This is a genomic window from Hungatella sp. SL.1.14 (genome assembly GCF_024460495.1).
GTDB lineage: Bacteria > Bacillota > Clostridia > Lachnospirales > Lachnospiraceae > Hungatella > Hungatella hathewayi.
The window spans coordinates 128,114-141,775 of sequence record NZ_JANFYJ010000001.1; the positions used below are offsets into that span (position 1 = coordinate 128,114).

18 protein-coding genes are annotated in these 13,662 nt (G+C 47.8%); all 18 read left to right on the forward strand.

Features of this window, described 5'->3' with window-relative positions; genetic code table 11:
- Positions 1–201 precede the first annotated feature (201 nt).
- The 18 genes from NE473_RS00600 (at position 202) to ylqF (ending at position 13,659) form a co-directional block, all read left to right on the forward strand.
- Positions 202–1,023: a sugar phosphate isomerase family gene (locus NE473_RS00600; RefSeq protein WP_055648842.1), complete on the forward strand. Its 822-nt coding sequence runs from the start codon at positions 202–204 to the stop codon at positions 1,021–1,023.
- Positions 1,024–1,036: 13 nt separating this feature from the next.
- Positions 1,037–1,807, forward strand: a complete 771-nt coding sequence (locus NE473_RS00605; RefSeq protein ID WP_022033243.1) for an ABC transporter permease — start codon at positions 1,037–1,039, stop codon at positions 1,805–1,807.
- A complete protein-coding gene (locus tag NE473_RS00610) occupies positions 1,780–2,574 on the forward strand; it encodes an ABC transporter ATP-binding protein (protein WP_022033244.1) in 795 nt (264 codons plus the stop codon). The genes NE473_RS00605 and NE473_RS00610 overlap by 28 nt, the downstream gene beginning before the upstream one ends.
- Before the next feature lie 50 nt (positions 2,575–2,624).
- Positions 2,625–3,740, forward strand: coding sequence for an ABC transporter substrate-binding protein (locus NE473_RS00615; RefSeq protein ID WP_055648843.1), 1,116 nt, complete (start codon positions 2,625–2,627; stop codon positions 3,738–3,740).
- A 14-nt stretch (positions 3,741–3,754) separates the two neighbouring features.
- Entirely contained in the window at positions 3,755–5,272 is a 1,518-nt protein-coding gene (locus NE473_RS00620) for a sensor histidine kinase (RefSeq protein WP_055648844.1), read from the forward strand.
- Between the two features lie 4 nt (positions 5,273–5,276).
- Complete coding sequence (locus NE473_RS00625) at positions 5,277–5,954, forward strand: response regulator transcription factor (protein ID WP_055648845.1); 678 nt, start codon at positions 5,277–5,279, stop codon at positions 5,952–5,954.
- A 215-nt stretch (positions 5,955–6,169) separates the two neighbouring features.
- Positions 6,170–6,538, forward strand: a complete 369-nt coding sequence (locus NE473_RS00630) for a VOC family protein (protein ID WP_055648846.1) — start codon at positions 6,170–6,172, stop codon at positions 6,536–6,538.
- A gap of 50 nt (positions 6,539–6,588) precedes the next feature.
- Positions 6,589–7,290: an alpha/beta fold hydrolase gene (locus NE473_RS00635; protein ID WP_055648847.1), complete on the forward strand. Its 702-nt coding sequence runs from the start codon at positions 6,589–6,591 to the stop codon at positions 7,288–7,290.
- Complete coding sequence (locus NE473_RS00640; protein ID WP_055648848.1) at positions 7,280–7,864, forward strand: cyclase family protein; 585 nt, start codon at positions 7,280–7,282, stop codon at positions 7,862–7,864. The genes NE473_RS00635 and NE473_RS00640 overlap by 11 nt, the downstream gene beginning before the upstream one ends.
- Before the next feature lie 109 nt (positions 7,865–7,973).
- Positions 7,974–8,324 carry a YlxM family DNA-binding protein gene (gene ylxM / locus NE473_RS00645; protein WP_002603961.1) on the forward strand — a complete coding sequence of 117 codons (351 nt, stop codon included), beginning with the start codon at positions 7,974–7,976 and terminating at the stop codon, positions 8,322–8,324.
- 25 nt (positions 8,325–8,349) lie between these two features.
- Complete coding sequence (ffh, locus tag NE473_RS00650) at positions 8,350–9,699, forward strand: signal recognition particle protein (protein ID WP_022030045.1); 1,350 nt, start codon at positions 8,350–8,352, stop codon at positions 9,697–9,699.
- A gap of 85 nt (positions 9,700–9,784) precedes the next feature.
- Entirely contained in the window at positions 9,785–10,027 is a 243-nt protein-coding gene (gene rpsP, locus NE473_RS00655; protein WP_002603963.1) for a 30S ribosomal protein S16, read from the forward strand.
- Between the two features lie 51 nt (positions 10,028–10,078).
- Positions 10,079–10,306, forward strand: coding sequence for a KH domain-containing protein (locus NE473_RS00660; protein ID WP_002603964.1), 228 nt, complete (start codon positions 10,079–10,081; stop codon positions 10,304–10,306).
- 76 nt (positions 10,307–10,382) lie between these two features.
- Entirely contained in the window at positions 10,383–10,895 is a 513-nt protein-coding gene (gene rimM, locus NE473_RS00665; protein ID WP_055648849.1) for a ribosome maturation factor RimM, read from the forward strand.
- Positions 10,896–10,905: 10 nt separating this feature from the next.
- A complete protein-coding gene (trmD, locus tag NE473_RS00670) occupies positions 10,906–11,700 on the forward strand; it encodes a tRNA (guanosine(37)-N1)-methyltransferase TrmD (protein ID WP_055648850.1) in 795 nt (264 codons plus the stop codon).
- A 101-nt stretch (positions 11,701–11,801) separates the two neighbouring features.
- Positions 11,802–12,149: a 50S ribosomal protein L19 gene (gene rplS / locus NE473_RS00675; protein WP_022032585.1), complete on the forward strand. Its 348-nt coding sequence runs from the start codon at positions 11,802–11,804 to the stop codon at positions 12,147–12,149.
- A gap of 78 nt (positions 12,150–12,227) precedes the next feature.
- Positions 12,228–12,773: a signal peptidase I gene (gene lepB / locus NE473_RS00680; protein ID WP_006777732.1), complete on the forward strand. Its 546-nt coding sequence runs from the start codon at positions 12,228–12,230 to the stop codon at positions 12,771–12,773.
- A 16-nt stretch (positions 12,774–12,789) separates the two neighbouring features.
- The gene (gene ylqF, locus NE473_RS00685) at positions 12,790–13,659 is read left to right on the forward strand and encodes a ribosome biogenesis GTPase YlqF (RefSeq protein WP_055648851.1); all 870 of its coding nucleotides are present in this window, start codon (positions 12,790–12,792) and stop codon (positions 13,657–13,659) included.
- Positions 13,660–13,662 lie beyond the last annotated feature (3 nt).

Sequence of the window (13,662 nt, forward strand, 5' to 3'; positions counted from 1 at the left end):
GCAGTTGAAATCATAATGCTGTTTACCTGAAAGGGAGTGTTTTTTATTTTATACAGAAATATATCAGAAATGTTTGGATGAAATGAGAGACTTGGAATTCCCCTTAAGTGATAATGTCAAAAAAGTATGAAAAAAAATCATACTGTGAGAAAGAACAGGCAGGTGGTATGCTAAAGACAAGAAAAGAGAGGGGGAAAGCTTATGAAGCAATGGGAGGAATATCGTATTCCGGCAGCAGAAGTGAGAAGGATTTCCAGGATACCAATCACATGTCTGGAGGACCAGACTTCCGTATTCAGCCGTATGGCACTGGAGATGACGGATAAGATTGAGGAAAATAACCGGCAGGGGAAGCGGACAGTGTTTATTATTCCATTCGGACCGACCGGACAGTATCCCGTTTTCGTGGATCTGGTCAATACCAGAAGAATCAGTTTAACACAGGTATGGTTAATTACTATGGATGACTGGCTGGACAGCGATGGTGATCTGGTGGGACTGGATAATATTCATTCACTGAGGCGGAAGATGAATCAGGTTCTCTATTCCAAAATCGATAAGAGTCTGCTGATGCCGGAGGAACAGCGTATCTATCCCGATCCCAAATGGCTGGTCCGGATTCCAGATTTAATTGAAGCTTTGGGAGGTGTGGATATCTGCTTTGCGGGATTTGGCATCAACGGTCATCTGGGGTTTAATGAGCCTTCTGATTTAAGCATAGAGGAGTTTGCAAAGCTCCCTACCAGAGTCGTGAAAATATCCGAGACCACCAGGACGATTAAGGCTTCCACAGGAGTGAATGGAGCAATGGAAGATATTCCGCTTTATGGAGTCACGGTCGGTATGAAAGAAATGCTGTGTGCGGAAAAAGTCAGTGTTTACTGCTTCAGAGACTGGCATTCCGGGGCAATCAGACGAGCCTGCTGCGGAACTGTCTCGGCCAGTTTTCCAGCCTCACTGCTGCAAAATCATCCAAATGCTTCCATCGTCTGTTCACCGAATGCAATAGCTCCGTGCTATTAAAGGAGGAGTGGCTATGAAGTGGATCAAAATAAAGAACAAGAGAGTCTGGTCCTGGATTTCTCTGGTTTTATGCCTGGCGGTATGGCAGATGATCTCAGTATCGGAGGCAGGTGCCGTGTTTGCGTCTCCGAAAAAAACACTGATGGCGTTTATCACTATGGCGCAGAGCGGAGCTATCTGGGTTCATATCGGCTACAGTTTATTCCGGGTTATCACCGGCTTTTTGCTGGGACTGGCTGCTGCCATTCCCATAGCCTTTCTGATGGGCTGGTATAAGACTGTGCAGTATTTGCTGGAACCGGTGGTACAGTTTATCAGAACGATTCCGCCTATTGCTTATATACCGCTTGTAATCGTAGCACTCGGCGTAGATGAATCGTCCAAAATTATGGTAATATTCATTGCTACATTTCTTGTCATGGTAATTACGATTTATCAGGGAGTCAAAAATGTGGATTCCACACTGGTGAAAGCTGCCAGAGTTCTGGGGGCAAACGACAGGGATATCTTCTTCCACGTCGTGGTTCCGGCATCGTTTCCATTTGTGCTGACTGCCATACGTCTTGGACTGTCCGCCGGGCTTACCACACTGATCGCATCAGAATTGACGGGGGCGAGTAAGGGGCTGGGAACAATGATACAGGAGGCCAGCATGTATTTCCGGATGGATGTTGTTATCATGGGGATTATGGTGATCGGAATCATCGGTCTGGCGCTCAATAAGATCGTTCATATACTGGAAAGGTGGCTGACAGGATGGCAGGAAACGCATCAGGCAACGTGATTGTAACGATTGATCATGTGGAGAAGATCTATCAGGGCAGGAGCGGCGAAGTGGTGGCCTTAAATGGTGTGGACATGGAGATTGGAGAAAATGAATTTGTCTGTGTCGTAGGCCCCTCCGGCTGCGGAAAATCAACGCTTCTAAATATTATCGCAGGTCTGGAAAAACCTACATCTGGCCGGGTCTGTGTAAAAGGAAAAGAGGTGGTAAATCCGGGAAGTGAGCGAGGCGTTATCTTTCAGCAGTATGCGTTGTTTCCATGGCTGACTGTAAAAAAGAATGTGAAATTCGGATTGAAGTTAAGAGGGGTGAAGGAGCCGGAACTGTCTGCAATTGCAGATAAATATATCCGGCTGGTAGGTCTGGAGGAATTTGGCGACAGCTATCCCAAGGAACTGTCAGGGGGGATGAAACAGCGGGTGGCGATTGCCAGAGCCTACGCGGTGAATCCGGAAATTCTTTTGATGGACGAACCTTTTGGCGCGCTGGATGCCCAGACGAGAACACAGCTTCAGACGGAGTTATTAGAGACGTGGGAGAAGGAAAAAAAGACTTGTTTTTTCATCACCCATGACGTGGAGGAAGCGATTATACTTGCCCAGAGGGTGGTGATCATGAGCGCCCGGCCCGGAAGGGTAAAAGAGATTGTTCCAGTAAACATTCCTTATCCAAGAACGCAGGAAACGAAGATGACGAAGGAATTTTTGGACTTGAAAGTTCATGTATGGGGACAGGTGTACAGGGAATTTCTGGAAGTACGGAAATAAGGGTTTACAACTATTCTGGAGAAAGATAAGATGGAGAAGGAGGAAAGAATATGAAAAAATTACCAGTTGGCTTACTGACAGTGATGCTGTGCGGAATATTGGCCGGATGTTCAGGAGAGGGAGTACCGAAGCAGAACACAGACACGAAGGCACCGGAGATAACGACAGAGGCCAGGCAGCAGACAGAAGCTGCGGCGGCAGAAATGACGGATGGGGCAGAAACGACAGAGTCCTCGAAACCGGAGACGGTAAAGCTCAGAGTTGCATATCATCCGAATTTCGGAGGAAATAATCTTTATATTACTGCGGAAAAAAACGGCTTTTTTGAAGAAGAAGGACTCGTAGTGGAACCGGTTAAGTTTACTGCCGGCCCTCAGGAAATCGCAGCGATGGTGGCCGGAGATGTGGACATTGGGTATATTGGCCACGGTGCTACATTTTTGGCCGTACAGAGGCAGGTGAACGTGTTTCTGACAGAATTTCTGGGGAATGGGGATGAGCTTTTAACGTATAAGGAGTCTGGAATTACATCTCTGGAAGATTTGAAGGGAAAAACCATTGCTACAGCGCCGGGAACTTCGGGAGAAACCGTCTTAAAGCTGGCATTGGAAAAAGCGGGACTCAGCCGTGATGATGTGAAAATCGTCAATATGGATGCGGCAGGGATGGTGGCGGCGATTGTGGCAAAAAAGGTGGACGCCTGTACGCTCTGGCCGCCGCAGACCAGTGAGGTTCGAAAAACCATGGGAGAAGAAAATGTTGTGAAGCTGGCCTCAATTGGTGATTTCAGAGATCAGTTTGCGTTTCCGGGCCATTGGGTGGTGACTCCTAAATTTATGGATGCCCATCCGGATGTCATGGTGCGCTTTTCAAGGGCCATGCTGAAGGCAATGGATTATCGAAAAGAACATCCGGAAGAGACAGCAGAAAATGTAGCTGAATTTATTGATGCGCCTCTCGACGGTGTTGCAGCGGAGATGAACAACATTGATTTGTTTGACGCGGATTACTGCTACCAGGTGATGACTGACGGTACTGCGGCGAAATGGTATGATGCGCTTCAGAATTTATATGTACAGGATGGCAAGGTGGAGAAAACTGTGCCGGTGGATGAATGGTTTTGTCCTCAGTTTGCCAAAGAGGCATATGAATCTTACCATAAATAGATGGAGAAAGAACAATGTTAATCATTATGATGGCGTTGATCGGCGTGGTGGCGCTGATTGTTGTGGGGCTGCGCCGGGATAAGATATCTCTTCTTATTCTGGCGCTGTGCGGAAGCTTTATCGCCATGCTCGCAGGAATTGTGATTTATACAGCTAAAATCGGAGGCTTTTCGAGGAATCAGCAGATTCTGCTGTTCCTGCTGCCGAATATTCAACAGTATTTGCAGTACCTTCCCATTACCCTTGATGTTCAGGGATACGCAGCGGCGGTGGGAAGGTGCTGCTTTCCCTGCATTCTGCTTCTGATTTCCCTCAATTATTCCATGAGCACTCTGGTGCGCAGACATATGAGAAAATTAAAAATTCTGGTGTATACTGTCGTGATATGGCTGGTCTATTACTATCCGGCAGTCTTTCGGCTGTGGGTGAGAGGAAGAGGAAAACTGCAGAACTTTATGGGGTTCATGGCGATGGCATGGATTATGGTCTGCCTGCTGCTGGCTTTGTTCCTGTTGATTCATGAATACCAGAGTATATCAATCCCGTATTTTAAGAAGAATTTCAGATATATTCTGCTCTCTTATATCAGTATGGCATTTTTGTACCTTATCTATGGCTTACAGGATCCGGCGCAGATTTACCAGTACTACGGTCTGGAATTTCTATGGATATGGCGGGGGAGCTATACGGCGGGAATCATGTACTCTTTTTCCTGGGCTGCTCTGGTTCTCTGTTCGATATTTTTTGTCATATTAGGTTCCGTGAATCTGCTGCGTTATACTCAGATCACGTATAATCAGGATATGGAAACGGTGTATTTACAGAGCAAATTTGATCAGACGAGTCTGGGGGCCTCGGTGTTTGTTCACAGTATGAAGAATCAGCTTCTGGCTAACCGGATTCTGAATAAGAAGCTGGGACGGGCACTGAATGAGGATTCTCCGGATCTGGAAAAAATACGGGGAGTGGCCGCTCAGCTGAATCAGCTTAATGAGTCAATGGTAACACGGATGGAAGACTTATACCGCGCGATCCACTCCAATTCCATACTGCTGACGCCTGTCTCTGTACGCGAGATTGCCGAGGCAGCCGAGGGCCGTTTTTATCAAAAATATCCGGACAGGAAGGTTACGGCAGAAATCTGTGATGATGGGATGATTCTGGCAGACAGGGAGCATCTTGCTGAGGCGGTTTATAATTTACTCTGCAACGGGCAGGAGGCGATTGCTGAAGCCGGGCGTGAAGCAGGAGCGGAGTTACGTCTGACTATTAAAAGGCAGCGCCTTTATATGGTACTGGAGGTTCATGATAATGGTAAGGGGATTTCCAGAACAGAGCGTCTGAAGATCTGTGAGCCGTTTTATACGAGCAAGAATACGAGTTATAACTGGGGAATGGGTCTCTTCTATGTTCGGAATATTGTTAAGAGCCATTACGGCACGTTAAGGATTGAAAGCCATCCGGAGACGGGAACCAGTTTCTTTATTATGCTGCCAGGATATGGCACAGAAGATATGGAGAAGAGGGGGTGAAATCATGGAAAGAAAAATAAGAATTCTGGTTGCAGAAGATTTTGATCTGCTGCGTGAAGATCTCTGCGAGTTGCTCAACTCCCAGAAAGATATGGAAGCTGCGGGAAGTGCCGATGGAAAAGAAGAGATTGTGAAGCTGGCACAGATGATGGAATTTGATCTGATACTGATGGATATAGAGATGGAGTATTTGACTTCAGGGATTGAAGCAGCGGAAGAGATACGGAAGGATAAGCCGGAGGCACAGATTATATTTTTGACGGCACACGACACGAACCAGATGATCTATACGGCGATGGGAGCAGGCGCTGTGGATTATATCGTTAAAGGCTGCCCCGATGAGGAACTGCTTTTCCACATACGCAGCGCTGTTTCTGGAAAACCGGTGATGGAAGCCAGAATTCAGAAGATGCTGATGAGTGAGTATTCCAGATTAAGGCGCAGTGAGCAGAGTCTGCTGTTTTTTATTACTAATGTGGGGCAGCTGACTCCCGTGGAACGGGAACTGGTGCGCCTGCTGCTGCAGAATTACAAGGTAGGGCAGATCGCCGAACTTCGCGTTGTGGAACTGGTCACGGTAAAGACTCAGATTAAGAGCCTTCTAAAAAAGTTTAACTGTACGCGCACAAAGGAAATCGTAAATTTGATTCATGAATTGAAATTAGAGCATTTGTTTCTTTAGCCGTCGCCAGGCTGCGATGAACGCCCTCTGGCAGCGGCTTTTGTTTTGCCTGTATGATATGAATTATGAAATAATAGACTCAAATATATAGAGAATAACAGCTTCATGTGATATACTGATTTTATCCCGCAGTGGCTTTTTTTGCCGTTCAAGCTGCCGGATTTGAAGCAAAACATTCAGAGAAGACAGAATCAACAGGATAAGGAGAAAAGAATATGATATCATTCAACCATTTTAACTTTAACATTCTCAATCTGGAAAAGAGTCTGGCATTTTATAAAGAGGCGCTGGGACTCACACCGGTCCGTGAGAAGGAGGCTTCCGACGGTTCCTTTAAACTGGTCTATTTAGGGGACGGTAAAAGTGATTTTACACTGGAACTGACGTACCTGACAGACAGGAAAGAGCCATACGATCTGGGGGAATGTGAATTCCACCTGGCATTTACCACGGATGAGTTTGACGCGCTTTATGAGAAACACAAAGAAATGGGCGTTGTCTGCTTTGAAAATCCGGGAATGGGGATCTATTTTATCAGTGATCCGGATGGATACTGGATTGAGATTGTCCCGGAAAGGGGATAAACGGAGCGCTTTTTCAGACGTGCTGCCAAATAGTAAGAGGAGGGGAACAGATGGAACTACATGTCAATGGAGTCAAATTATATTACCGCGTTTCGGGCCATGGTCCGGCCGTAATCCTCGTTCATGGGAATGGGGAAGACCATTCTGTTTTTGATGAGACAGCCGCGCTGCTGAGCTGTGATTACACCGTTTACGCCCTGGATTCCAGAGGACATGGAAAGAGCACAGCCGTGGAGACCCTTGGGTATCAGAACATGGCGGATGACGTGGCTTCCTTTATCAAAAAACTGGATATCAGAAAACCGGCGTTCTGCGGCTTCAGCGATGGTGCAATCATCGGTATGCTGGTGGCGGAGCAGAATCCCGGCCTGCTGTCAAAGCTGATTCTCTGCGGAGGGAATGCCTATCCCCAGGGGATAAAGGAGAAATGGTTCCAGCTGTTCCGCCTGATCAGCCATTTCGACAGGGATCCGAAGATCCGGCTGATGCTGGTGGAGCCGCAGATTACAGAGGAGGAACTGAAACGGATTGGAGAGCCGGTGCTGATTCTGGCGGGAGAGAATGATATGATCAAGGAAGAGCATACCCGATATCTGGCATCGAAGATTCCGAACAGCCGCCTTGTGATTGTCCCCGGAGAAAATCACGGCAGCTATGTGGTACACAGCAGAAAGCTGTACCATCTTATTAAGAAATTTCTTGCCGAACCGGTGAAACGGCAGGAACAGGGAGGGAACGCGTATGATGATTGATTTGACGGTTGAAGTCACGCCGAAGGCGGCGGCTGATGCCCAGGGAAATGAGAAAAAAGCGCTGACCGGCCATCTGGGTACTCATTTTGACGTGATGGACCGGGAATTTCCGCTGGAGTATGTGATAAGAAAAGGTCTGGTATTTGATGTCAGCCAGGTCTCCGGCCGTGATATCGAGTTCGGGGATATTGAACTGGACCGCGTGGAGCCGGGCATGTTTGTGGCGTTTTCCACAGGATTTCTGGAGCAAACCGGGTACGGTACTCCGGTTTATTTTAAAGAGCATCCGCAGCTTTCGGATGAGCTGATCGACCGGCTGCTGGACAGAGGCGTTTCCATCATCGGAATCGACTGTGCGGGGATCCGCCGCGGAGCAGAACATACGCCGAAGGACCAGTACTGCGCGGACCGAAATACCTTTGTAGTGGAAAATTTATGCGGTTTATCCGGGATACTGGAGGGAGAAATGGCCGCGGAGGCCACCATTTATACGTTCCCTGTGCGTTTTAAGGGCATGACAGGGCTTCCGTGCCGCGTAGTTGGAGAGCGGTCAGCCGGCTGTCATCGCCAATAAGCCATTGGACAGTAAGCCATAATTGATGACAGATAAAAATAAATAAGGGTGTAAAGAAAAAACACTTGACACCCATGGTAAAGTAGTGTATGATAGCACAGGTGATGATATGGAAAAGATTGCAAGACAGGGCCTGCTGTATGATTTTTACGGCGCGCTTCTGACAGAACACCAGAGGCAGGTTTACGAGGACGTGGTGCTGTATGACTTATCCTTAAGCGAGATCGCGGAGGAACAGGGAATCAGCCGTCAGGGCGTTCATGACCTGGTGAAGCGGTGTGACAGAATTCTGGAAGATTATGAAGAAAAGCTTCATTTGATGGAAAAATTCGGGAATACGAAACGGCTTGCCAGAGAGATTCAGAGTCTGGCGGGAGAATTTTCCAGAACGGGCGACAGGAATCTGCTCCGGCGCATCGAGGAGATATCGGGCGAAATCATCGACCTGGAGGCTCATTAGAAAGGGTAGATCAGGAGGACATTAGATGGCTTTTGAGAGCTTATCCGATAAATTACAGAATGTATTTAAAAATTTAAGGGGCAAGGGACGCTTGACAGAAGCGGACGTAAAGGCTGCCTTAAAGGAAGTTAAGATGGCTCTGTTAGAGGCCGACGTAAGCTTCCGGGTAGTAAAACAGTTTATCAGCGCTGTACAGGAGCGGGCGGTTGGACAGGATGTCATGAACAGCTTAACTCCCGGGCAGATGGTAATAAAGATAGTGAACGAGGAGCTTGTCAACCTGATGGGTTCCGAGACCACTGAGATTCACTTAAAACCGGCAAATGAGATCACGATCATCATGATGGCAGGTCTCCAGGGCGCGGGTAAAACCACGACCACGGCCAAGATTGCCGGCAAATTAAAGGCCAAGGGAAGAAAACCTCTTCTGGCGGCGTGTGACGTCTACCGGCCGGCTGCCATCAAGCAGCTGCAGATCAATGGCGAGAAGCAGGGAGTTCCGGTGTTCTCCATGGGAGAAAACCACAAGCCTGCGGACATTGCGAAGGCGGCGGTGGAACACGCGTCAAAGAACGACCAGAATGTGGTAATCCTGGATACGGCCGGACGTCTTCATATTGATGAAGACATGATGAACGAACTGGTGGAGATCAAAGAAGCCGTGGAGGTTCATCAGACGATCCTCGTAGTCGATGCCATGACGGGTCAGGATGCGGTCAATGTGGCCGGCATGTTCAATGATAAGATTGGTATAGACGGAGTCATTTTAACAAAGCTGGATGGCGATACGAGAGGCGGTGCGGCACTTTCTATCCGTTCGGTAACCGGAAAGCCGATTCTGTACATTGGTATGGGAGAAAAGCTGTCCGATTTAGAACAGTTTTATCCGGACCGTATGGCTTCCAGAATCCTCGGAATGGGCGATATCCTTTCACTGATTGAGAAGGCGGAGACCCAGGTGGATGAGGAGAAGGCGAAGGAACTGTCCCAGAAGCTCCGGAAGGCCGAATTCGATTATAACGATTTCCTGGATCAGATGAACCAGATCAAAAAGATGGGCGGTATGTCCAGTATTATGGGCATGATGCCGGGTATGGGGCAGATGAAGGACGTGGAAGTGGACGAGAAGGCCATGGACCGGGTGGAAGCCATCATCCTGTCTATGACGAATAAGGAACGGACGAATCCGGATCTTATGAAAAACGCTTCCAGGAAGCAGAGAGTCGCAAAGGGCGCCGGTGTAGATATCAGTGAGGTCAACCGGATTGTCAAGCAGTTCGATCAGATGAAGAAGATGATGAAGCAGCTTCCCGGCATGATGGGCGGCGGCAGGAAAAAAGGCGGATTATTCGGAAAGCTTAAGATGCCGTTTTAAAAAGTCAGGTTAGCAAGGCAGTTTGACTGCGTTGACTATAGATTCGCAGTATGCGAAAACATAAATATTCAAGGAGGTGAATCACATGGCAGTAAAGATGAGATTAAAAAGAATGGGACAGAAGAAGGCTCCTTTCTATAGAATTGTAGTTGCAGATTCCAGATCCCCAAGAGATGGCAAATTCATTGAAGAGGTTGGTTATTACGATCCGAACACAGATCCGAGCGTAATCAAGTTCAACGAAGAGTCCGCTAAGAAGTGGTTAGCAACAGGTGCTCAGCCAACTGAGAAGGTAAGCAAGCTTTTGAAAATCGCCGGCATCCAGTAGTTTAATAGGAAAGTCCCCCTTACATCCGTTTGGGGGAAAGTGGTGAAGCATATGAAAGAATTAGTAGAAGTAATTGCGAAAGCACTGGTTGATAATCCAGACGAGGTTGCTGTTACCGAGTCTGTGAAAGACGACGAAATCGTCCTTGAACTTACGGTAGCGCCTTCCGATATGGGTAAAGTCATCGGCAAGCAGGGCAGGATCGCTAAGGCTATCCGTTCTGTAGTAAAAGCAGCAGCTTCCAAAGAAGACAAGAAGGTTATTGTGGAAATTCAGTAGCCAATACGTAAACGAAGACCGCCGGCCTGTCAGGAAGACGGTCTTTTCTATTTCTGTTTTGCAAGGGAGATAAAAGATGGAACAGTTACTGAGAGTCGGAGTTATTTCCTCCACACACGGTGTGAAAGGGGAGGTCAAGGTTTTCCCGACGACAGATGACGCCGCGCGCTTTAAAAAGCTGAGGCAGGTGATTCTGGACACGGGAAAAGAACAGCTGAAACTGGAAATTGAGGGTGTTAAATTCTTTAAAAATATGGTTATACTGAAATTTAAGGGATATGACACAATTGAAGATATAGAAAAGTACAAGGGAAAAGACATTCTTGTCACGAGAGACCAGGCGGTGAAGCTGGGCCCCGATGAGAATTTTATTGTCGACCTGATCGGTTTAAAGGTGGTAACCGAGGACGGGGAACCATTCGGAACTTTGACAGATGTCATCAAGACCGGCGCCAATGATGTGTATGAGGTGAAGACGGCGGAGGGGAAGGAAGTCCTTTTTCCTGCGATCAGAGAATGCATCCGGAATGTGGATTTAGAGGCGGGAGTCGTCACGGTCCATATTATGGACGGTCTTCTCGACTTATAAGGAGGAAAATATGAACTTCCATATACTGACGTTATTTCCCGATATGGTGTTAAACGGGCTTCACACCAGCATCATCGGCAGAGCTGTGGAACATGGCCTGATTTCGATTGAAGCCATTGACATCCGGGAATATTCGACGGACAGGCACCGCCACGTGGACGATTACCCCTATGGCGGCGGTGCGGGCATGGTGATGCAGCCCATGCCGATCTGTGACGCCTACGACGATTTGTGCGCGAGAATCGGAAAGAAACCGAGAGTGATCTATCTGACTCCCCAGGGGACGGTTTTCAATCAGAAGATTGCAGAGGAACTGGCGGAAGAAGAGGAACTGGTATTTCTGTGCGGCCATTATGAGGGCGTGGATGAGCGTGCGCTGGAGCTGGTGGCCACGGATTACTTATCCATCGGGGACTACGTCTTAACCGGCGGAGAACTGCCGGCTATGGTTATGATTGACTGCATCTCCCGTCTCGTTCCCGGGGTGTTAAATAACGATGTTTCGGCGGAGTTTGAATCCTTTCACGATAACCTTCTGGAATATCCGCAGTATACCAGGCCTGAGGAGTATAAAGGCCTGCGGGTCCCTGAGGTTCTGCTCTCCGGTCATCATAAGAATATTGAAACGTGGCGGAGAGAACAGTCCATCAAACGGACGTATGAGAGACGGCCCGATCTGTTAAAGGATGCGGTGTTGTCGAAAAAGGAACAGGAATATCTGGAGAGACTGGCGAAGAAGCCGGAAAATCAGGATATACAGGAAGAAAATTGCAAAAAGGGACTTGCAATCGACAATCCTTTATGATAAAATATTAGACGTTGTGACGCAAGGAGATGGTCCTCTGTTACGGATTACGTCAGTATGAAGTATTAAGAACATCAAATATAATCAAGGAGGTTCACACGATGAACGACATTATTAAGAATATTGAAGCAGCACAGTTAAAGGAAACAGTACCGGAGTTCCACGTTGGCGATACCGTTAAGGTATACAACAAGATCAAAGAGGGAACCCGTGAAAGAATCCAGGTTTTCGAGGGCACAGTCATTAAGAGACAGAACGGCGGCGCAAGAGAGACTTTCACAGTAAGAAAGAACTCCAACGGCATCGGCGTTGAGAAGACATGGCCATTACATTCCCCTTCTGTAGACAACATCGAAGTGGTCAGAAGAGGTAAAGTAAGAAGAGCAAAACTGAATTACTTAAGAGATAGAGTAGGTAAAGCTGCCAAGGTTAAAGAATTAGTTAAATAATGGACGAATCAGGATTCTGGAAGTTGTGAGGGGGACAATGAAAATTGTCCCTTTCTTAGTAGATGGGGTGCATAGAGAGTGGAATTTTATAACAGCGAAGAGAACAACCGGATTCGCCATGTGGTTAACTGGATTGTAGACATTACCGTTGTGATCGCCTTTGCATGGTTTATTGTCTATGCCTATGGAACCCAGATTCCGATTGCAGGGCATTCCATGACGCCGCTTCTGCAGTCAGAGGATATTGTGTTAATGGACCGTCTGTCTTACGATTTCGGGAAGCCGGACCGGTTTGATGTGGTGGTGTTTGAACGGGAAGACCGGAAAATGAATGTAAAACGCGTGATTGGACTGCCGGGTGAGACCGTACAGATTAAAGGCGGACAGATTTATATAAATGATGAATGGATTGAACAGCCGGAAGGGGCCACCAGCATTTCGCTGGCGGGAATCGCGGAGAACCCTGTAAAACTGGGGGAAGACGAGTATTTTCTTTTGGGCGATAACAGAGACAGCAGTGAAGACAGCCGTTTTTCCAACGTGGGGAATGTGAGCGGAAAGCAGATTCAGGGAAAAGTATGGATCCGAATCGCCCCGTTGGCAAATCTGGAACTGATTCGTTGAGATAGAGGTACGTGATATGAATATACAGTGGTATCCGGGTCATATGACCAAGGCCAAAAGGGCCATGAAGGAAGATATCAAATTAATTGACTTAATTATAGAACTGGTAGACGCCAGGGTTCCGCTCTCCAGCAGGAATCCGGATATCGATGATATCGGAGCGGGAAAAGCCAGGCTGATTCTGCTGAACAAGTCCGATCTTGCCGATGAGCGCTGCAACTTAAAGTGGGCCGCCTACTTCCAGGAGAAGGGGTACTTCGTGGTAAAGGTAAATTCCAGGAGCGGAGCGGGCTTAAAGGCGATAAACGGCGTCGTACAGGAAGCGTGTAAGGAGAAGATTGAGCGCGACCGGAGACGTGGAATCTTAAACCGTCCGGTCCGTGCCATGGTAGTGGGTATCCCCAACGTGGGCAAGTCCACGTTTATCAATTCCTTTGCCGGTAAGGCATGCGCTAAGACCGGAAACAAGCCCGGGGTTACGAAGGGCAATCAGTGGATCCGGCTTAACAAAAGCCTGGAGCTTCTCGACACACCGGGTATCCTGTGGCCTAAATTTGAGGATCAGACGGTGGGAATCCGCCTTGCGCTGATCGGTTCGATCAACGACGAGATTTTAAATAAAGACGAACTGGCACTGGAACTGATCCGCTTTTTGCAGAAACAGTATCCGAATGTGCTGGAGGATAAATATCAGGCAGACGCTTCCGACGCAGTAGAACTCTTAAACCAGATTGCAAAGGCCAGGGCGTGCCTCTCAAAAGGGGGAGAACTGGATCTTGCAAAAGCCTCCCGGCTTCTGATTGATGATTTCCGAAACGGGAAGCTGGGGAAAATCACCCTGGAACTGCCGCCGGAATGCCCTTCCGGGAATACGAACGTGGAGTAGACT

Coding starts and splice junctions, on each gene's coding strand:
- NE473_RS00600 (WP_055648842.1), top strand. CDS start 202: ATGAAGCAATGGGAGGAATATCGTATTCCGGCAGCAGAAGTGAGAAGG.
- NE473_RS00605 (WP_022033243.1), top strand. CDS start 1,037: ATGAAGTGGATCAAAATAAAGAACAAGAGAGTCTGGTCCTGGATTTCT.
- NE473_RS00610 (WP_022033244.1), top strand. CDS start 1,780: ATGGCAGGAAACGCATCAGGCAACGTGATTGTAACGATTGATCATGTG.
- NE473_RS00615 (WP_055648843.1), top strand. CDS start 2,625: ATGAAAAAATTACCAGTTGGCTTACTGACAGTGATGCTGTGCGGAATA.
- NE473_RS00620 (WP_055648844.1), top strand. CDS start 3,755: ATGTTAATCATTATGATGGCGTTGATCGGCGTGGTGGCGCTGATTGTT.
- NE473_RS00625 (WP_055648845.1), top strand. CDS start 5,277: ATGGAAAGAAAAATAAGAATTCTGGTTGCAGAAGATTTTGATCTGCTG.
- NE473_RS00630 (WP_055648846.1), top strand. CDS start 6,170: ATGATATCATTCAACCATTTTAACTTTAACATTCTCAATCTGGAAAAG.
- NE473_RS00635 (WP_055648847.1), top strand. CDS start 6,589: ATGGAACTACATGTCAATGGAGTCAAATTATATTACCGCGTTTCGGGC.
- NE473_RS00640 (WP_055648848.1), top strand. CDS start 7,280: ATGATGATTGATTTGACGGTTGAAGTCACGCCGAAGGCGGCGGCTGAT.
- ylxM (WP_002603961.1), top strand. CDS start 7,974: ATGGAAAAGATTGCAAGACAGGGCCTGCTGTATGATTTTTACGGCGCG.
- ffh (WP_022030045.1), top strand. CDS start 8,350: ATGGCTTTTGAGAGCTTATCCGATAAATTACAGAATGTATTTAAAAAT.
- rpsP (WP_002603963.1), top strand. CDS start 9,785: ATGGCAGTAAAGATGAGATTAAAAAGAATGGGACAGAAGAAGGCTCCT.
- NE473_RS00660 (WP_002603964.1), top strand. CDS start 10,079: ATGAAAGAATTAGTAGAAGTAATTGCGAAAGCACTGGTTGATAATCCA.
- rimM (WP_055648849.1), top strand. CDS start 10,383: ATGGAACAGTTACTGAGAGTCGGAGTTATTTCCTCCACACACGGTGTG.
- trmD (WP_055648850.1), top strand. CDS start 10,906: ATGAACTTCCATATACTGACGTTATTTCCCGATATGGTGTTAAACGGG.
- rplS (WP_022032585.1), top strand. CDS start 11,802: ATGAACGACATTATTAAGAATATTGAAGCAGCACAGTTAAAGGAAACA.
- ylqF (WP_055648851.1), top strand. CDS start 12,790: ATGAATATACAGTGGTATCCGGGTCATATGACCAAGGCCAAAAGGGCC.